This is a genomic window from Pseudomonas sp. Tof1 (assembly GCF_055390395.1).
This window is the reverse complement of sequence record NZ_AP024344.1, coordinates 5,487,501-5,506,302: the sequence shown is the minus strand read 5'-3', so window position 1 is coordinate 5,506,302 and position 18,802 is coordinate 5,487,501. Positions and strand designations below refer to the sequence as shown.

Below are 18,802 nucleotides of genomic sequence, written 5' to 3'. Positions count from 1 at the left end.
CGATCACCAGACCGCGTTCGCCATCCACTGCATTACCTGATGTCTATAACAACAGATTTTCCTGGAGCCTCGCCGATGAAATCCTTTGAAGTCAATTTTGACGGTCTTGTAGGCCCTACCCACAACTACGGCGGCCTGTCCTATGGCAACGTCGCCTCCCAGAGTAACAGCCAGCAGGCTTCCAACCCGAAGGAAGCGGCCCTGCAAGGCCTGGCGAAGATGAAGGCGTTGATGGAGATGGGCTTCGTCCAGGGCGTGCTTGCACCCCAGGAGCGTCCGGACGTTGCCGCCCTGCGTCGACTCGGCTTCGCCGGCAGCGATGCCCAGGTGATCGAACAGGCCGCGAAGCAGGCCATGCCGCTGCTGGTCGCCAGTTGCTCGGCGTCGAGCATGTGGGTGGCCAACGCCGGTACTGTCAGCCCGAGCGCCGACACGGCCGATGGGCGTGTGCATTTCACCGCGGCCAACCTCAACTGCAAGTACCATCGCAGCATCGAACACCCGACCACCAGCCGTGTGCTGGGGGCGATGTTCGCCGACGACAGATACTTTGCCCATCATGCCGCCTTGCCGGCCGTTGCCCAGTTCGGTGACGAGGGGGCGGCCAACCATACGCGCTTCTGCCGTGAGTACGGCGAAGCCGGCGTCGAGTTCTTCGTGTTCGGCCGCAGTGCGTTCGACACCCGCTACCCGATGCCGCAGAAATATCCGGCCCGCCAGACCCTCGAAGCGTCGCAGGCGGTCGCCCGCCTGCACGGCCTGAGCGATGACGGCGTGGTCTATGCCCAGCAGAACCCGGCGGTGATCGACCAGGGGGTATTCCACAACGATGTGATTGCGGTGGGCAACGGCGAGGTGCTGTTCTACCACGAGGACGCATTCCTTGACACCGACCGGGTGCTCGCCGAGCTGCGGGACAAATTGGCCCGGCGCGGCGGCAACTTCCAGGCGATCTGCGTGCCGCGTGCCCAGGTGACGGTGGAAGATGCGGTGCGCTCCTACCTGTTCAACAGCCAACTGCTCAGCCGCGCCGATGGCAGCATGATGCTGATCGTGCCGGAGGAGTGCCGCAAGAACGAGCGCGTCTGGCAATACTTGCAGGGCCTGACCGCTGCCGGTGGGCGGGTGCGCGAGGTGAAGGTCTTCGACCTCAAGCAGAGCATGCAGAACGGCGGCGGGCCGGCGTGCCTGCGTCTGCGGGTCGCGCTGAAGGAATCCGAGCTGGCGGCGGTCAACCCAGGGGTTATCATGACCGCGCCGTTGTACGACACGCTGACCCAATGGGTCGAAAAGCACTACCGCGACGCCCTGCGCGAAAGCGATCTGGCCGATCCGCAGTTGTTGCTCGAGTGCCGGACGGCGCTGGATGAACTGACGCAAATCCTTAAACTGGGCGCGGTTTATCCATTCCAGATCAATTGAACGCGTGAGCCCGGCCTTCAGCGCAAGGCCGGGTGCGCGAATTTTCTCCAGATGAGAGCACGAACATGAGCGATACCCCCTGCAGTTGATTCTCGAAGACACCGATGGCGCTCAACTGCAAACTTCCTGCACGCGTTTTGCCGTGATCTGGCAGGGCAAGGAAGTGTGGATCCAGCAGGACGGTCGTGGTCAGTTGCTGATCGGTGTCGATGTCGAAGAAGGCGATACCGAGTATGCCAACCTGCTGCTGCGGCCATTGGCGACTAATCTTGTAAGCCTGCAACTGGAGATGGAACCGGCCGACGTTGGCGACGACGATCACGTGCATGGTCCCGACTGCAATCACGATCACTGATCAAGGAACACCGCGCTATGCTCGCCCTCGGCAAACTGCTTGAACTGACCCTCGCCGGTCGTGAACCGGCGGAGAAGACTCAACTGACGGTCGAAGGCGTGCGGATGCGCTGGCTGAGTGAGGGCGCGCTGGAGGTGCGGCCTCCCCAGGGGCGGGACAACGGGCTGGACCTGTTGCTGTCCGCCGGTATCCACGGTAACGAGACCGCGCCGATCGAACTGCTCGATCGCCTGTTGCACGATATTGCCCGCGGCGACCTCAAGCCTCGGGCACGCATTCTGTTCCTGTTCGGCAACCCGGAGGCGATGCGCCGCGGCGAGCGTTATATCGAGCAGGACATCAACCGGCTGTTCAATGGTCGCCATGAACAGAGCAGCGGCAACGAGGCGTTGCGGGCCTGCGAGCTGGAACGGCTGGCGGCGAGCTTTTTCAGCGTGGCCGATCGCAGCCGCCTGCACTACGACCTGCATACCGCGATTCGCGGCTCGAAGATCGAGCAGTTCGCGCTCTATCCCTACAAGGAAGGGCGTGCGCACTCGCGTCAGGAGCTGGCGCGACTGCAGGCCAGCGGGATCAGCGCGGTGCTGCTGCAGAACAAGCCTTCCATCGTCTTCAGCAGCTACACCTACGACAAGCTCGGGGCCGAGGCCTTCACCCTAGAGCTGGGCAAGGCCCGGCCGTTCGGGCAGAACCAGGGCGTCGATGTGTCGCGCCTCGAGCTCCGCCTCAAGCAGCTCATCGAGGGCAGCGAGCCGGACACCGAGCAGCGGCTCGACGGCCTGCAACTGTTCAGCGTGGCGCGGGAGGTCATCAAGCACAGCGATGCCTTCCTGCTGCACCTGCCGGCGGATATCGAGAACTTCTCGCCACTGCCCAAGGGTTACCTGCTGGCCGAGGACCTGGCGGGCAGCCGGTGGGTGGTGGAGGAGGACGAGGCGCGGATCATCTTCCCCAACCCGAAGGTGAAGAACGGCCTGCGCGCGGGGATCCTGGTGGTCCCGTCCGGTAGCGAACAGTTGGCCTGACGCCTGCTCAGTCCTCCCGGTACTGTTTACGTGGCGGGATGCCGAATTCCCTACGCAAGCCGTTTTCGCTGAAGGCCTCGGGATTGCTGCTCAGGGGATCGGGGTGGCCGGCGAACGGGAACGAGGCCCCCTGGATGTTCAGCCCGACGGCCTGCAACTCGAGGTTGGGGATTGCATGGCGGGGTCTGTCGCCATCGATGCCATCCGCACTCATGCCGGGAAACATCGTGCCGGTCACGTAGTTATAGGCATGGCACAGCTCGTGATACAGGTGCACGATACTGGTGACCTCGCCCTTGAGAAACGACGGGTCGTAGTAGACCTGGCAACCGTCGCTCGGTGGTGCGGCCTGGCCGTTTTCGATGAACGGGTAGTCCTGCTCCGGGTGATTCGGAACGCACATGCCGTTTTCCTCTTCACTCAGTTCCCTGACCACGACGGGAATTCCGCTTCTTTCCCGGGCCTGGCCCAGGGCGTCGAGCAGTTGGCGGCCATTTTCCGAGCCCAGCAGCAACCTGAGATCGTCGTTGACCCGCTCCTGGAACTGCGCCGAGCCTTCGACGACCACGCCGCAGCTGTCCAGGTCCTTGGCGGCGATGATGACGCCGGGATCTTCAAGACGGCTGGGTGGTGCTGTTTCAGCGGCGGAGTAGGCATTGAACAACCGAACATCCGGCCTGAGGTCGTCGACGATGTCGGTTCCCGTTCCGGTGTAGGCGGTGGTGCGGGCGGCTCCGGAAATGATGTGGTCGTCACCATCGGAGCCGCTGAGCACGCTGTGGCCGGTGCCGCCCTGTAACAGGTCGTCGCCCTGGCCGCCGTCGAGGAAGCAGGAGCCTTTGCCCCCGATCAAGGTATCCCGGCCCTGGCCGCCGTAGGCGGTGATGGCGCCGCTACCCAGGGCCCTGACCAGATCGTCGCCGACGCCGGCCTCGACATAGCTGGCGCCGCTGCGGGTGAAAACCCGGTCGTTGCCGGCGCCTGCGTTGACCTTGGTGAAGCCGCCGCCAGCCACGACCAGGTCGTTTCCCTCTGCCGAATCGATGAAGACCGTGGTCTTGACCGCGTCGTCCACCCTGATGCGGTCATCGCCTGCCTGCGTGCGCAGGACGATCACCTGGGTGTCCGACGCCAGGTCGAGGTGATAGCGCCGCTCGTTGATGTCGATGACCAGATGATCGGTCCGGTAGAGATGGATGTGGTCGTCGTCGTTGCCGCTGGTGAAGACCAGATGGTCGGTCGGGCCGCGATAGCTGGGCGGCGCCTGCAATCTGTGGCGTTCGATCAGGACGTTGGTGTCCTGGTGAACCGAGTGCACCTGCAGGCTCCTCTCATCGTCCGGGTATTGCCGCAGAGGGGTGATGGTGGGCGTGTCGGTTTCAGTATTGCCGTCGATCCGGTACTCATGCTCGGGCGCGACGGCCGGGGTCGGGTTCAGGCTGGACAAATCATTCATGGGGCCTCCGTGGGCGTTGGGTCTCGATAGCGCTGAACAAGGCGCAAGGGTCGAGCCCACTTAACCCTGAAAGGGAGGCGGGGAGAGCGTAGATAGTTATGGAGGCATGACCTGCCGGCACCGGCCGGCAGGTCGAGGCGGCTTCAGACCGCCAGTTTCTGTACGGCCGGACGCGGCAGCGCGCGCAGCTTGCTCAGGGTGTCGGCGCAGGTTCTTGCGGCTTCCTGGCCCTTGTGCACGAAGTGATCGAAGAAGAATTTCTGGTGTTCTTCGCCCGCGTGGAAGTGGTGAGGCGTGAGGACCACGGAGAACACTGGAATCTCGGTGTCCAGCTGGACCTGCATCAGGCCGTCGATCACCGCCGTGGCGACGAAGTCGTGGCGGTAGATCCCGCCGTCGACCACCAGGCCGGCAGCCACGACGCCGGCATAACGGCCGGACTTGGCCAGCAGCTTGGCATGCAGGGGGATTTCGAAGGCGCCGCCGACCTCGAAGAAGTCGATATCGCTTTCCTGATAAGCGAGCTTGGCGATTTCGCTGACGAAGCCGTGGCGGGCCTGATCGACAATGTCCTTGTGCCAGCAAGCCTGGATGAAGGCGATGCGCTGGTTCTGGTGGATAGTGGTGGTTTGCATCTGTTCTGACTCCTGTTTGTATGAAAAACAGGGCGTTATGAATCGAATGGGATTCAAGGGTACGTTCAGGTCGGCCGTACGCTGCGGTCGGGCAGGCGTGTGGCGCTCCCGGGGAACGGCCCTTGGGTGCCAATCCCGTTCTCTCTTCATCCGGACTATGACCGTCGGCCCCGGAATCACACCGGGTCTGCTGACCTTGGAGGCGGACGGCCGTGACCGTCCAACTCGTCAAGCGCTCGCGGGCTAGGCGTGTTGCGCGCCATTACCGCCGGTGGGGAATTGCACCCCGCCCTGAGAACGTTGCCACCAGTCTTTCTGCTGGCGGCGATTTTTTACCATATATTTCCAGGGTGCGCATGGGCGACGTTACGATGATGATCATCGAATGCTTCCCGCACGCCTGGGCATTTGGCACGGTAGTGCTTGATTATCGCGGGCCATGACCGCAGTAATGGCTTTCGAACGGGACGTTCCCGATCTCACCCTTCATGACGAGGCCTGTTTCATGACTGTCATCGATCTTCGCAGTGACACGGTTACCCAACCCAGCGCCGGCATGCGCGCCGCCATGGCGAATGCGCCCCTGGGGGACGATGTGTATGGCGAGGATCCGACGGTCAATCGGCTCGAGAGCGAGCTGGCCGCCCGGCTGGGCTTCGCCCGGGGCTGTTCGTGCCTTCCGGGACCATGAGCAACCTGCTCGGGCTGATGGCTCACTGCGGCCGGGGCGACGAGTACATCGTCGGTCAGCAATGCCATACCTACAAGTACGAAGGCGGTGGTGCCGCGGTACTCGGTTCGATCCAGCCGCAGCCGCTGGAGGTGCAGGCCGATGGCTCGCTGGACCTCGAGCAGGTGCGGGCGGCGATCAAGCCCGATGACTTCCACTTTGCCCGCACCCGCCTGCTGGCCCTGGAAAACACCATGCAGGGCAAGGTGCTGCCATTGGAATACCTGGCGGCGGCCCGCAGCCTGACCCGTGAGCAGGGGTTGGCCCTGCACCTGGACGGTGCCCGTCTGTACAACGCGGCGGTCAGGCTGGGGATCGATGCGCGGGAGATCACCCGGCATTTCGATTCGGTGTCGGTCTGCCTGTCCAAGGGGCTGGGGGCGCCGGTCGGCTCGGTGCTGTGTGGCAGCGAGGAACTGATCGGCAAGGCGCGGCGGCTGCGCAAGATGGTCGGTGGCGGCATGCGTCAGGCCGGCCTGCTGGCAGCGGCGGGGCTGTACGCCCTGGAGCATCAGGTCGAACGCCTGGTCGACGATCACGCCAATGCGCGGTACCTGGCCGACGGGCTGCGTGACGCCGGCTATCGCGTCGAGGCGGTGCAGACCAACATGGTTTACGCTGACCTGGGTACCCGGGCCGAGGCGCTCAAGGCGTTTGCCGCCGAGCGCGGGGTACGCCTGAGCGCCGCGCCGCGCTTGCGGATGGTCACGCACATGGACGTCAATCGTACACAAATCGAGCAGGTGGTCGCGGTATTGGCCGAATTTAACCGCCAATGAGCCTGCAGGCCGTCCAATTGAGGGTTTCTATCGTATAAACACACTGTACCCAGGGCGCAGGGCCGATATAATGCGGCCCTTTGCAAGTCGCAAATCCATTCAGACGTGATGCACTTGCCTCCGGCTGCAGACTCCGTGGAAGAACCTATGAAAAGCGCAGAAATCCGTGAAGCCTTCCTTCGCTTCTTCGAAGAGCAGGGCCACACCCGTGTCGCCTCGAGCTCTTTGATTCCGGGCAACGACCCGACCCTGTTGTTCACCAACGCGGGGATGAACCAGTTCAAGGATTGTTTCCTGGGGCAGGAAAAACGCGCCTACACCCGCGCGGTCAGCAGCCAGAAGTGCGTTCGCGCCGGCGGCAAGCACAACGACCTGGAAAACGTCGGTTATACCGCTCGTCACCACACTTTCTTCGAAATGCTGGGCAACTTCAGCTTCGGCGACTACTTCAAGCGCGACGCCATCACCTTCGCCTGGACCTTCCTGACCTCCGAAAAGTGGCTGAACCTGCCCAAGGAAAAGCTCTGGGTCACGGTCTACGCCAGCGATGACGAAGCCTACGATATCTGGACCCGGGAAGTCGGCGTACCGGCCGAGCGCATGGTCCGTATCGGCGACAACAAGGGCGCGCCCTACGCCTCCGACAACTTCTGGACCATGGGCGACACCGGCCCGTGCGGTCCTTGCACCGAGATCTTCTACGATCACGGCGCCGACATCTGGGGCGGCCCACCCGGCTCGCCGGAAGAGGACGGCGACCGCTACATCGAGATCTGGAACAACGTGTTCATGCAGTTCAACCGCACCGCCGACGGCGTATTGCACCCGCTGCCAGCACCGTCGGTGGACACCGGCATGGGTCTGGAGCGGATCAGCGCGGTGCTGCAGCACGTGCACTCCAACTACGAGATCGACCTGTTCCAGAGCCTGCTGAGCGCTTCGGCGCAGGCCATCGGTTGCGCCAACGACAACCAGGCTTCGCTGAAAGTGGTCGCCGACCACATCCGTTCCTGCGGCTTCCTGATCGCCGATGGCGTGCTGCCGTCCAACGAAGGTCGCGGTTATGTGCTGCGCCGGATCATTCGTCGTGCCTGCCGTCACGGCAACAAGCTGGGCGCCAAGGGCAGCTTCTTCTATCTGATCGTTGCCGCGCTGGTGGCCGAGATGGGCGAGGCCTTCCCCGAGCTGAAATCCCAGCAGGCGCACATCGAACGTGTGCTCAAGGCTGAAGAGGAACAGTTCGCCAAGACCCTGGAGCAGGGCCTGAAGATCCTCGAACAGGACCTGGCCGAGCTCAAGGGCAACATCGTTCCTGGCGACGTGGTGTTCAAGCTCTACGATACCTACGGTTTCCCGATGGACCTGACCGGTGACATCGCCCGCGAACGCAACCTGACCCTCGACGAGGCCGGTTTCGAGCGCGAGATGGAAGCCCAGCGCGAGCGTGCCCGTTCCGCCAGCTCCTTCGGCATGGACTACAACAGCCTGGTCAAGGTCGACGTGGCCACCGAGTTCACCGGCTACAGCGCCACCAGCGGTGCGGCGAAAGTAGTCGCACTCTATAAAGAAGGGCAGTCGGTGGACGTCTTGAATGAAGGTGAAGAGGGGGTCGTGGTCCTGGACCGGACGCCGTTCTATGCCGAATCGGGCGGTCAGGTTGGCGATTGCGGCTACCTCAAGGCGGCTGCCGGTCGTTTCGACGTGCGCGATACCACCAAGACCGGTGGCGCTTTCCTGCACCATGGCGTTCTGGCCCAGGGCAGCCTGCTGGTCGGTGCCGAGGTCGAGACCCAGGTCGCCGCCGAGGTGCGTCACGCCACCTCGCTGAACCACTCGGCCACCCACCTGCTGCACGCCGCGCTGCGCCAGGTCCTGGGTGAGCACGTACAACAGAAAGGCTCGCTGGTTGACAGCCAGCGCCTGCGCTTCGACTTCAGCCATTTCGAAGCGATCAAGCCGGAACAGATCAAGGCTCTGGAAGATATCGTCAACGCCGAGATCCGCAAGAACTCGGTGGTGGAAACCGAAGAAACCGACATCGACACCGCGAAGAAGAAAGGCGCGATGGCGCTGTTCGGCGAGAAATACGGGGATACCGTTCGCGTGCTGAGCATGGGCGGTGACTTCTCCGTCGAGCTGTGTGGCGGTATCCACGCCAACCGGACCGGCGACATCAGCCTGCTGAAGATCATCAGCGAAGGTGGTGTGGCGTCGGGTGTGCGGCGTATCGAGGCGGTGACCGGTGCTGCGGCGCTGGCCTACCTGAATGCCTTTGAAGAGCAACTCAAGGAAGCCGCGAACCTGATCAAGGGCAATCGCGACAACCTGATCGACAAGCTGTCGGCTGTGCTGGAGCGCAACCGCCTGCTGGAAAAACAACTCGAGCAATTGCAGGCCAAGGCCGCGAGCGCTGCGGGTGACGACCTGTCGGCCCAGGCCCGGGACGTCAAGGGTGTGAAAGTACTGGCCGCACGCCTGGACGGCCAGGATGGCAAGGCCCTGCTGGCACTGGTCGATCAGTTGAAAAACAAACTCGGCCGCGCAGTGATCCTGCTCGGCAGTGTCCATGAGGAAAAGGTCGTGCTGGTTGCTGGCGTGACCAAGGACCTGACCGGCCAACTCAAAGCCGGTGATCTGATGAAACAGGCCGCTGCGGCGGTGGGTGGCAAGGGCGGTGGTCGTCCGGATATGGCGCAGGGCGGCGGTACCGACGCCTCGGCGCTGGACGCCGCACTGGCCCTGACCGTGCCATTTGTCGAGCAGGGCGTTTAAGGCTTCGCGCAAATGCCTATCGTCCAAGGGCTGTACGAAATGTTTTTGGGCGAAAGCCAGGCCAGGCGAAAACCGGCGAGCAAGCGCAGTTGACTGGAGTCAATGAGCATGGCGAACCGGTTTTCAACGCAGCCTGGGCGAGCGCAGATACATTTTCTACAGCGCCTGGTGATAGGCAGCGAGGCTGTGGTTTGAATGATTAATGGGCGCCCCTTTACGGGCTGAGGCGGCTTAGAAATGGCTTTGATCGTACAGAAATTTGGAGGCACCTCAGTCGGCACTGTCGAGAGAATCGAGCAGGTCGCCGACAAGGTTAAGAAATTCCGCGAAGCCGGCGATGACCTGGTGGTTGTGCTGTCTGCGATGAGCGGCGAAACCAATCGCCTGATCGATCTGGCCAAACAAATCAGTGGCGAGAACCAGCCGGTTCCACGCGAACTGGATGTGATCGTTTCCACCGGTGAGCAGGTGACCATCGCGTTGCTGGCCATGGCGCTGATGAAGCGCGGCGTGCCAGCGGTGTCGTATACCGGTAACCAGGTGCGGATCCTGACCGACAGTGCTCACACTAAAGCACGCATCCTGCAGATTGACGATCAGAAGATTCGTGCTGATCTGAAGGAAGGTCGTGTGGTTGTCGTCGCCGGCTTCCAGGGTGTTGACGAGAACGGCAATATCACCACGCTCGGTCGTGGGGGGTCCGACACCACCGGTGTGGCACTGGCCGCGGCCCTGAAGGCTGACGAATGCCAGATCTACACTGACGTCGATGGGGTCTACACCACCGACCCGCGGGTCGTGGCGTCGGCTCAGCGCCTGGACAAGATCACCTTCGAGGAAATGCTGGAAATGGCCAGCCTCGGCTCCAAGGTCCTGCAGATCCGCGCAGTCGAGTTCGCCGGCAAGTACAACGTTCCGCTGCGCGTTCTGCACAGCTTTAAGGAGGGTCCGGGTACCCTCATTACTATTGATGAAGAGGAATCCATGGAACAGCCGATCATTTCCGGCATCGCCTTCAACCGCGATGAAGCCAAGCTGACCATCCGTGGCGTGCCCGATACTCCGGGCGTGGCCTTCAAGATTCTCGGCCCGATCAGTGCCGCCAACATCGAAGTCGACATGATCGTGCAGAATGTCTCGCACGATAACACCACCGACTTCACCTTCACCGTACACCGCAACGACTACCAGTCGGCGCAGAATGTACTGGAGAACACCGCGCGTGAAATCGGCGCCCGGGAAGTGATTGGCGACACCAGGATTGCCAAGGTCTCGATCGTCGGTGTCGGCATGCGCTCCCACGCGGGCGTTGCCAGCCGCATGTTCGAGGCACTGGCCAAGGAAAGCATCAATATCCAGATGATCTCCACTTCCGAAATCAAGGTTTCGGTGGTGATCGAGGAGAAGTACCTGGAGCTGGCCGTACGTGCACTGCACACGGCGTTCGAGCTGGACGCTCCGGCCCGACAGGGCGAGTGATTGCGTTACTCCAAAGGGCGCGGTTGAACCGCGCCCTTTGTATTTTTTGATAAGTGTGGGCAAGCGCTGTTCTTTTGCCCGCTCTCGTCAATACTTAGGGGCGTAGGGCTATGGCTATCTTGGGTGTAGGCCGAAGCCCTTTTTTTTGCAGACTGTGTTGTCCCTGAACTGAAATGCGTGAGGAGATAGGTATGTTGATTCTGACTCGTCGGTGCGCAGAAAGCCTGATCATTGGTGATGGCGAAATCACTGTGACCGTGCTCGGCGTCAAAGGAAATCAAGTGCGTATTGGTGTCAGCGCCCCCAAGGAAGTGGCCGTCCACCGTGAGGAAATCTACCTGCGGATCAAGAAAGAGAAGGACGAAGAACCAAGCCATTAATTTTTCTCGTTTTTTTTGTTTGCAAACGGGGAAAAAGCTGGTTAATATACGCCCCGTGTTGCGGAGAGCTGGCCGAGTGGCCGAAGGCGCTCCCCTGCTAAGGGAGTACACCTCAAAAGGGTGTCGGGGGTTCGAATCCCCCGTTCTCCGCCATTATTTGCTTAGTGCGTTACGATCTGGCTTCTTCTGTAAGTTGTTGAAATTACTAGAAAAAGTGCTTTACAAAAAGATTTGACGACCTATAATGCGCGGCAACAAATGCACTCGTAGCTCAGCTGGATAGAGTACTCGGCTACGAACCGAGCGGTCACAGGTTCGAATCCTGTCGAGTGCACCATTTAAGCGTCATCGGTAGCAATACGGATTACGTGGCTTCAACCAGTTGTGGTCTGGTCTAAAAACACAAAATGCACTCGTAGCTCAGCTGGATAGAGTACTCGGCTACGAACCGAGCGGTCACAGGTTCGAATCCTGTCGAGTGCACCATACACCAAGAAGCCCGCACATGTTGCGGGCTTCTTGCTTTCTAGCGTTTGACGCATCCTCTTTCATCGAACTGCACCAGGCTGCTGCGACCTTTTTTCAGGTTGTAGTAATAGCGCGTGGTGCTGTTATTTGTACTTATCTTGTCCGGCTTGCCCAGGGCGCTTTCCACTTCCTGGCGATTCATGCCGGGGCGCACCTGTTGCTGGATGACAGCCTGGCGTCGTGAGCGTGCATCCAGCAGGTTGCCACATCCATCTTCATGTTCGCCCACTACGATCAGCTCCCGGGGCGTTGGAGAGATTTCCCGGGATGCCGGTTGCTGTCTGGTGGGCAGGGGCTTGCTGCCGGGCGCGTGATTGTCTGCGCGTTGCGTTCGCAGGTGGGCGTCGTGCGGGCAGCCCAGTGTGGTGAAGGTGATGTGGCCGCTGGCGTCTTCGCAACGCTGCACCATCGCGGCGCTCGCGCCGGGAGGCTGGTAAAGCGCCAGGGGGATCAGCAGGTAGCAGGTTCTTGGTGGCATCGAGGGTCCTCCATGACGGTCGTTGCTAAAGCCTAGTTGCGGGCTTTTACAGCGGGCGTGTGTTTTCTTTTCGGGATGCGTCGTCGAATTCAAAAGCAGCTGAAGAATGTCCGGCTTTTCTCGCAAGCGCTTGTTCTTGCCAAGATTTTTGCCGTTAAAGCGTCTAAGGCAGTGTATGATTGCGCCCGTCAGCCCCGCCGGGGCTTGTGGAAAACCTCCATGGACTTACCCAGTAGTTACTCAGTATTTCGCTTTACCAATCAAGAATTGACTGATTGATCCTTCCGGCGTGTTCCACTGCTGGGAGTGGAGTTCGCCTATGACCGAAATCGAAGTAAAGAAATCTCAAGAAAGCTTGCAGGACCGCCTGGCTCAAGTCGTCGAGCTGCTGCATCGTCAGCGGGTGGTCGAGGACCTGACCCATCGTCAGGAAGGTCATCATCAGGATCGGGTGGAGAACCTGGTCCACCGGCAGAATCTCGTCGAGCTGCAGCGCAAGCTCGATGATCTGCACTCCGCTGACGTCGCTCATATTCTTGAAGCCTTGCCCCTGGATGATCGCCTGACGGTCTGGCAACTGGTCAAGGCCGAGCGCGACGGCGACATTCTGCTCGAAGTATCCGACGCTGTTCGTGAAACGCTGATCGCCGACATGGACGATCACGAACTCCTGGCCGCGGCCAAGGAGATGGATGCCGACGAACTCGCCGACCTGGCGCCCGAACTGCCACGGGACGTCGTGCATGAGCTGATGGAAGCTCTCGACGGTCAGCAGCGTGAGCGCGTTCGCTCCGCGTTGTCCTATGACGAGGAGCAGGTCGGCGCGCTGATGGACTTCGAGATGGTCACCATCCGTGAAGACGTCAGCCTGGAAGTCGTATTGCGTTACCTGCGCCGGCTCAAGGAGCTGCCGGGGCACACCGACAAGCTGTTTGTCGTGGACTATGACGGCGTGCTCAAGGGCGTGCTGCCGATCAAGCGGTTGCTGGTCAATGATCCCGAAAAGCAGGTGGCCGATGTCATGGCCAGTGATCCGGTCAGTTTTCACCCGGATGAGGATGCCTATGACGCGGCGCAGGCCTTCGAGCGTTATGACCTGATTTCGGCACCGGTGGTCGACAAGAACGGCAAGCTGATCGGCCGTTTGACCATTGACGAGATGGTCGACCTGATTCGTGAGGAGAGTGAGAGCGAAGTCCTCAGCATGGCGGGTCTGCGGGAAGAGGAAGACATCTTCGCCTCGGTCTGGAAGTCCTTGCGTAACCGCTGGGCGTGGTTGGCGATCAACCTGATCACCGCCTTCATCGCCTCGCGGGTGATCGGTCTTTTCGAGGGTTCTATCGAGAAGCTGGTGGCGCTGGCTGCGTTGATGCCTATCGTTGCGGGGATTGGTGGCAACTCCGGTAACCAGACCATCACCATGATTGTGCGTGCGATGGCCCTGGACCAGGTCAGTACCGGCAATACCTCGCGGCTGATGCGCAAGGAGTTGGCGGTGGCGCTGCTCAACGGTCTGATCTGGGGGGGCGTGATCGGCGTCGTGGCCTATGTGCTGTATGGCAGTTGGTCGCTGGGGGTGGTCATGACGGCCGCAATGACGCTGAACCTGTTGCTGGCGGCCTTGATGGGGGTGCTTATTCCCATGACGCTGGCGCGTCTGGGGCGCGATCCGGCGATGGGCTCCAGCGTCATGATCACTGCCATGACCGACAGTGGCGGCTTCTTCATCTTCCTCGGGTTGGCGACACTTTTCCTGCTCTGAGTCTCCGGGCGCGGCCTTCTGGTTGCGCCACCTCTCCAGGTTCCCGGGCTTTTCCCGGGACCTTCCCGAATTTGACGCAAAAAAAAGCCAGCACGAGGCTGGCTTGAGCTTTCAGGGATGAATCAGCTGGCGTCTGCGGCCATTTCGGCGTCGTGTGCAATCAGCGACACCAGGGCATTCTGCTGACGATGGGACAATTGACGGAAGCGTTGCAGCAGCTCGCGCTCATGCAGGGACAGCTCCGGGCTGTCCAGACGCATGCTGAGCTCGTCGCCCAAGGCACCTTCCTGAATAAGACTCTGCTCCAGGCGTGCAATGATCTCGGAATTCATGCTGCGGTGGTGGTTACGAGCCACGTCGGCGATGCGTTCCCGCATTCCATCGGGCAGACGCACGACGAATTTGTCAGCTGTACGGCTGGAATAAATTGCCTGTTTCAATGGGCGCATAGTTTTAAACCGGTTAGTTCAGGGGAGCGGTTCTCGGAATTGGCCGCAGGATGTCAGTAGGACAGCATGCTTTGCCAAATGTTCAACCTGAATTGAGATGAGGCCCGCATCATGCCTCAAATTTGCCAGATCATTGGCGTCAATTCTGTGACAAATATTGAACTGGATAAAGGCGATATGCCAGCACCAATTATCAGAAATGCGCACTGGTTTGAAAGTTTTTGCCGGTGCGGTGCTCTGATCGGCCATCCCAAGCCAGTCTGAAGGCTACGAGCCTTCCAGCCGCATATGCTACGCGGTGATCTGGCCTTTTGCCTCTATTGTTGAAGGATAGTGGCAAATGGCTGATTTTCTAGTGGACGAACGGTCCGAAGCGGGGCAGCCAGGGCCTTTTCCGACCGACGAGCGTGAGAGGTAAGGTGATGTCCCTGCTATCAGTGGCGACAGTGTCTTGTGGTACCCATAGGGGCGACTTACCGTTAAAAAGCCCATGGATGACATGACAAACGCCGGCGTGCCCGTTAACATGCACGCCGTCCGTCGCGTCGCCTGTTCGGGTAGACGCTCGTTGTCTCAGTAGCTCAATTGGATAGAGCATCCCCCTCCTAAGGGGAAGGTTGGCAGTTCGAACCTGCCCTGGGACACCATCAACACAGTCTCGCAGCCTGCACGCCAAGCCTGAATTGCCTGCACGGCGCCTCCCGGTGCGCGCTAGGCAAAGTTTCCCCCTCTCCTGCGCAGATAAATCATTTGTGCGCTCAGTCCCACAACCAGCACTACAGCGATGGCACCCTGGGCTCCCAGCAGTATCGGCGATTTCAGATCGGTGACGAACGGATGTCCGTCTGGCACTCGGCGCAGCGTTTCGGAGACGGTGGGTAGCATCAGGAAAAACGCGGTCAGGCTCAGGAAAATGGTTTCCAGATAATTGCGGGCCCGTCCCAGCCAGTTGATGCTGCCAACGCCATAGCCGGCCAGCAGCAATGCAATCGTGATGACGCCCACGATTTTACTGACGGGTTGATGAGCGACCAGGAAGACAGTGAAGCCGCCGATCAGCATCGACGCCAAATAGAGCAGTCCGGGCGTGGAACGAGGGACGATACGGCCGTGGCGGATGAACATGTGGATTGCCAGTGGGATGGCAGGCAGGCTGCCAAGCGTGTGTATCCAGCCGAGGGGGGAGATTCCAGACATTTGATTTTTCCACGTGATTGGACGATGTGCATAAACGGCCAGCGTTGGAGGACTTCGTTTCAGTTGCGTCAGCGCGTTATGATTCCGGGGCAGCTTAATAAAGGCGCGGCCGGCCAGACATGATGAATCCCCGCGAAAACTTGATCATTCATCCGGAAATGCAACTGGAGGGCCTGGCCACGGGCGATCTGCTGTCCCAGGTGCTTGCGCAGATTCGTCTGACCGGGGACCGGGTCTATTCCTGCGTCTTGGCGAGTGGGCAATGCCTCGACCTTGATGAGAAGAGTGCGCACATTTGCGTGCTGCAGAGCGGAGAGTTACAGCTCGAGGAAGGGGGGCAGGCGATCGCGACGCTGGAGCAGGGCGATCTCATTCTGCTTCCTCATGATTCCTCCGGGGTAAGGATCATGGCCAGCAAGGGGGCTGTGGCCGTGGTGATCTGCCGATTCTGGTTCGATGCGAGCAGTTTCCAGGCCATGCTGTTTGCCCTGCCCCGATTGATCCATATCCGCAAAGCCGAAGCTGTGGCCTGGGCTGAAGGCATCCTGCATTTCATGTTGCTCGAAGCCAATGACACTCAACCTGGCGGTGCGCTGATGGTTTCGCGCCTTATCGACCTTACCGTTATCCGCATGTTGCGAACATGGGTCCAACAGAACGCCGCTTCAGGCTGGCTGGGTGGCCTATCGGATGCGCGTATAGCCCGTGCGCTCAGGGCTATTCACGGAAGTCCCGGGCAACAATGGCGCATTGACGCGCTGGCGGAGGTTGCTGGCATGTCGCGCTCCAATTTCTGTGATCGGTTCAGCGCATTGGTTGGGCGCTCGCCGCTGCGTTACCAGAATGAATGGCGGCTCACGTTGGCGAAAACGATGTTGTCGAAACATGACAGCCGAATCGGCGAGATCGGCTTCGCGATTGGCTATGAGTCGGAGGCGGCGTTCAGTCGCGCCTACAAGGCTTTTTTTGGCCGTTCGCCCCGAGAGGATAGCGGCCGGCCGGGTTAGGGGCCAGTGTGTGCTTGTTCGCCGGTTTTCGCCTTGCCTGGCCTTCGCTCGAAAACATTTCTTACAGTCCCTGGTCGCTATGACTGACATCCGTGGGAGCGATACTCTGATCGTTCTGCTTGTGATGTGTAGCGGCTACCTCTTATATAGAAGGAGTTTTCTGTTCTCGACTGCCAGGAAGGAAGCAGGCTATGAGTGAAGCGTGGAACGACGGTTATTTCACCGATGAGGGGTACACCTACAGCTATAGCCGGGAGATCAACCCCGTCTTCCAGCGCTACTGCTTGTTGTTGCGTGGTTTCGCAACCCTGGAGAGTGCAAGTGCCTATCATTGTGAGCTGGGCTTTGGTCAGGGTGTGTCGATCAATATTCATGCGGCGGCCAACCCGGGATGTTATGTCGGTAACGATTTTCATCCGGCACAGGCTGCGCATGCCAATACCTTGGCAGTGGCCAGCGGTAGCAATGCCCGGCTGTATGACGACAGCTTCGAGCAGTTGCTGGCACGCGATGACCTGCCGCAGTTCGACAGTATCAGCCTGCATGGCATCTGGACCTGGGTCAGTCGCGATAATCAGAAGTTGATTGTCGAGTTCGCCCGGCGGTATCTCAAGCCAGGTGGGCTGCTGTATGTCAGCTACAACTGTTTTCCGGGGTGGTCGCCGTCGGCGCCGTTGCGCCAGTTGTTCCGTCTCCACGACCGATTTGCCTCCAATGCCTCGATGCTGCCGGCCGAACGTATAGATGCAGCGCTGCAATTCTCTGAGGCGTTGTTGGCGGCAAATCCCCTGTACGCCGAGGCGGCTCCGAACGTCGTTGCCAAGTTGCAGGGCGTCAAGGGGCAGAATCGCCAGTATGTTGCCCATGAATATTTCAACCGCGACTGGAACTGCATGTATTTCACCGATGTGGTGGATGCCCTGTCTGCGGCCAAGCTCGACTATGCCACGACAGCCGTGCCACTCGACTCGGTGGATCCGCTCAACCTGACCGGTGAAGGCATGGATTTCCTGGAAGGGATCGAGCAGCCGGTCATGCGCGAGCAGGCGCGTGACTATTTCGTCAATCAGCATTTCCGTCGGGATCTGTACCAGCGCGGCGCTATCAGATTGTCTGCTGCAGAGCAGCGCGAGGGTATGCTCAATACCCGCTTTGTCCTGTTGCAGGCAGCGGAGACCGTTCCGGGTAGCGTCAAGGGGCCGGCCGGTGAAGCGACATTGCAGTCAGAGATATACGGCCCTGTGCTCGAAGCGCTGGCGGCGAAGGCCTATGCGCCGAAAACCTTGCGGCAGTTGTTGGGGGCTGTGCCTTCGATGGCCTATGGCGACCTGGAGCAGGCGGTAACGGTACTGGTCGGCATGGGGGTGGCGGCACCCTGCCAGAGCGAGGCTGCCGAAAAGCTGGTGCAGGCCAATTGCAGTGCTCTGAACCTGCATCTGTGCAAACGTTCGCTGTTCAACAACCCGATATCGACCCTGGCTAGCCCGGTGACGGGAGGTGGCGTGTCGATCAGTCGTTTCGGGCAACTGTTCCTGATATCGATCATGCAGGGTAAAAAACACCCTGCTGAGTGGGCGCAGTTTGCGTGGGGCATCATCAGTTCCCAGGGGGAGGGGATCGTCAAGGATGGACGGGCCCTTACCACTGCCGAAGAGAATACTGCGGAGTTGCTGGCCCAGGCCGAGGCATTTGGCGATAAGTCGCTGGTTATCCTGAAGGCACTGAAGATCGTTTGATGGCAGGAGGTGGGCCGGCCTTCTGCTTGTTTGGGGGGGGCTGTTCCGCTTTTGCCTTTTAATAGGGGCCTGCACATGACACAACACCCAGGCTCCTCCCTCCTGCAGCAGCGAGCGGGCTTTGGATTGGCGGTTTTGACCTTTATGACAGAAATCTGAAAATAACGGTTGACGCTCATTCCCAGGGGCCTATAATGCGCCCCACTTCCGGCGCAGTTCGAGCGGAAAACTCCTTGAGATTCAACGAGTTATCTTGTTTCAGGCGGCGCAGCTTCAAATCATCGAAGCACGGAAGAAGCTGTAAAAGAGGTGTTGACAGCAGCGTGTAACGCTGTAGAATTCGCCTCCCGCTAACGAGAGATCGGAAGCGCAAGTGGTTGAAGTTGAAGAAGAAATTCTGAAAGCTTCTGAAAATAATCACTTGACAGCAAATGAGGCTGCTGTAGAATGCGCGCCTCGGTTGAGCGAACAGCTCGCCAAACGCTCTTTAACAACTGAATCAAGCAATTCGTGTGGGTGCTTGTGGTGTCAGGCTGAATAGTCACTAGATTATCAGCAACACAAGTGGCCATGCGAGAAATCAAATGAGTCATTTGAGTATGCTGAGCCAAG

General features: G+C 60.0%; 14 protein-coding genes, 4 tRNA genes, 1 pseudogene and 1 riboswitch. Of the genes and pseudogenes, 14 read left to right on the top strand and 5 right to left on the bottom strand.

Annotated features, from left to right (window positions below; translation table 11 throughout):
* Nucleotides 1-75: 75 nt before the first annotated feature.
* From astB to astE, 3 genes are all read left to right on the top strand, one after another.
* Complete coding sequence (gene astB, locus ACZ5KU_RS24710; protein WP_054058791.1) at nt 76-1,422, top strand: N-succinylarginine dihydrolase; 1,347 nt, start codon at nt 76-78, stop codon at nt 1,420-1,422.
* Between the two features lie 79 nt (nt 1,423-1,501).
* Complete coding sequence (locus ACZ5KU_RS24705; RefSeq protein WP_464737434.1) at nt 1,502-1,777, top strand: topoisomerase II; 276 nt, start codon at nt 1,502-1,504, stop codon at nt 1,775-1,777.
* A 17-nt stretch (nt 1,778-1,794) separates the two neighbouring features.
* A complete protein-coding gene (gene astE / locus ACZ5KU_RS24700) occupies nt 1,795-2,802 on the top strand; it encodes a succinylglutamate desuccinylase (protein ID WP_273826307.1) in 1,008 nt (335 codons plus the stop codon).
* A 7-nt stretch (nt 2,803-2,809) separates the two neighbouring features.
* On the opposite strand, the gene ACZ5KU_RS24695 is transcribed toward astE, so the two are convergent.
* Together ACZ5KU_RS24695 and ACZ5KU_RS24690 are read right to left on the bottom strand one after the other, a co-directional pair.
* Nucleotides 2,810-4,258, bottom strand: coding sequence for a M91 family zinc metallopeptidase (locus ACZ5KU_RS24695; protein ID WP_464736405.1), 1,449 nt, complete (start codon nt 4,256-4,258; stop codon nt 2,810-2,812).
* Nucleotides 4,259-4,401: 143 nt separating this feature from the next.
* Entirely contained in the window at nt 4,402-4,893 is a 492-nt protein-coding gene (locus ACZ5KU_RS24690) for a 6,7-dimethyl-8-ribityllumazine synthase (protein WP_464736404.1), read from the bottom strand.
* A 133-nt stretch (nt 4,894-5,026) separates the two neighbouring features.
* Nucleotides 5,027-5,196: riboswitch (FMN riboswitch) on the bottom strand.
* Between the two features lie 202 nt (nt 5,197-5,398).
* Here ACZ5KU_RS24690 and ltaE point away from each other — a divergent pair.
* From ltaE to ACZ5KU_RS24655, 7 genes and pseudogenes are all read left to right on the top strand, one after another.
* Nucleotides 5,399-6,402, top strand: a pseudogene (gene ltaE, locus ACZ5KU_RS24685) (low-specificity L-threonine aldolase).
* 147 nt (nt 6,403-6,549) lie between these two features.
* Nucleotides 6,550-9,174, top strand: a complete 2,625-nt coding sequence (gene alaS / locus ACZ5KU_RS24680) for an alanine--tRNA ligase (RefSeq protein WP_464736403.1) — start codon at nt 6,550-6,552, stop codon at nt 9,172-9,174.
* A 237-nt stretch (nt 9,175-9,411) separates the two neighbouring features.
* Nucleotides 9,412-10,653: an aspartate kinase gene (locus tag ACZ5KU_RS24675; RefSeq protein WP_054058786.1), complete on the top strand. Its 1,242-nt coding sequence runs from the start codon at nt 9,412-9,414 to the stop codon at nt 10,651-10,653.
* Nucleotides 10,654-10,844: 191 nt separating this feature from the next.
* Nucleotides 10,845-11,033 carry a carbon storage regulator CsrA gene (gene csrA / locus ACZ5KU_RS24670; protein ID WP_054058785.1) on the top strand — a complete coding sequence of 63 codons (189 nt, stop codon included), beginning with the start codon at nt 10,845-10,847 and terminating at the stop codon, nt 11,031-11,033.
* Between the two features lie 62 nt (nt 11,034-11,095).
* Nucleotides 11,096-11,186: transfer RNA gene (locus tag ACZ5KU_RS24665), tRNA-Ser, on the top strand.
* Between the two features lie 107 nt (nt 11,187-11,293).
* A tRNA-Arg gene (locus tag ACZ5KU_RS24660) sits at nt 11,294-11,370 on the top strand.
* A 72-nt stretch (nt 11,371-11,442) separates the two neighbouring features.
* A tRNA-Arg gene (locus tag ACZ5KU_RS24655) sits at nt 11,443-11,519 on the top strand.
* A 40-nt stretch (nt 11,520-11,559) separates the two neighbouring features.
* Here the strand turns inward: ACZ5KU_RS24655 and bamE are convergent.
* Nucleotides 11,560-12,039 carry an outer membrane protein assembly factor BamE domain-containing protein gene (gene bamE / locus ACZ5KU_RS24650; protein WP_464736402.1) on the bottom strand — a complete coding sequence of 160 codons (480 nt, stop codon included), beginning with the start codon at nt 12,037-12,039 and terminating at the stop codon, nt 11,560-11,562.
* A gap of 319 nt (nt 12,040-12,358) precedes the next feature.
* Between bamE and mgtE the strand changes: the two genes are divergently transcribed.
* The gene (gene mgtE, locus ACZ5KU_RS24645; protein WP_017902917.1) at nt 12,359-13,801 is read left to right on the top strand and encodes a magnesium transporter; all 1,443 of its coding nucleotides are present in this window, start codon (nt 12,359-12,361) and stop codon (nt 13,799-13,801) included.
* A gap of 122 nt (nt 13,802-13,923) precedes the next feature.
* On the opposite strand, the gene ACZ5KU_RS24640 is transcribed toward mgtE, so the two are convergent.
* The gene (locus ACZ5KU_RS24640) at nt 13,924-14,250 is read right to left on the bottom strand and encodes an Arc family DNA-binding protein (protein ID WP_026145013.1); all 327 of its coding nucleotides are present in this window, start codon (nt 14,248-14,250) and stop codon (nt 13,924-13,926) included.
* A 570-nt stretch (nt 14,251-14,820) separates the two neighbouring features.
* Between ACZ5KU_RS24640 and ACZ5KU_RS24635 the strand changes: the two genes are divergently transcribed.
* A tRNA-Arg gene (locus ACZ5KU_RS24635) sits at nt 14,821-14,897 on the top strand.
* A 64-nt stretch (nt 14,898-14,961) separates the two neighbouring features.
* Here ACZ5KU_RS24635 and ACZ5KU_RS24630 read toward each other — a convergent pair.
* The gene (locus ACZ5KU_RS24630) at nt 14,962-15,447 is read right to left on the bottom strand and encodes a hypothetical protein (protein ID WP_054064783.1); all 486 of its coding nucleotides are present in this window, start codon (nt 15,445-15,447) and stop codon (nt 14,962-14,964) included.
* A gap of 119 nt (nt 15,448-15,566) precedes the next feature.
* Between ACZ5KU_RS24630 and ACZ5KU_RS24625 the strand changes: the two genes are divergently transcribed.
* Together ACZ5KU_RS24625 and ACZ5KU_RS24620 are read left to right on the top strand one after the other, a co-directional pair.
* The gene (locus ACZ5KU_RS24625) at nt 15,567-16,454 is read left to right on the top strand and encodes an AraC family transcriptional regulator (protein WP_464736401.1); all 888 of its coding nucleotides are present in this window, start codon (nt 15,567-15,569) and stop codon (nt 16,452-16,454) included.
* Between the two features lie 191 nt (nt 16,455-16,645).
* On the top strand, nt 16,646-18,190 hold the full coding sequence (locus ACZ5KU_RS24620; protein ID WP_054058782.1) for a class I SAM-dependent methyltransferase: 1,545 nt from the start codon (nt 16,646-16,648) through the stop codon (nt 18,188-18,190).
* The last annotated feature ends 612 nt before the right edge of the window (nt 18,191-18,802 follow it).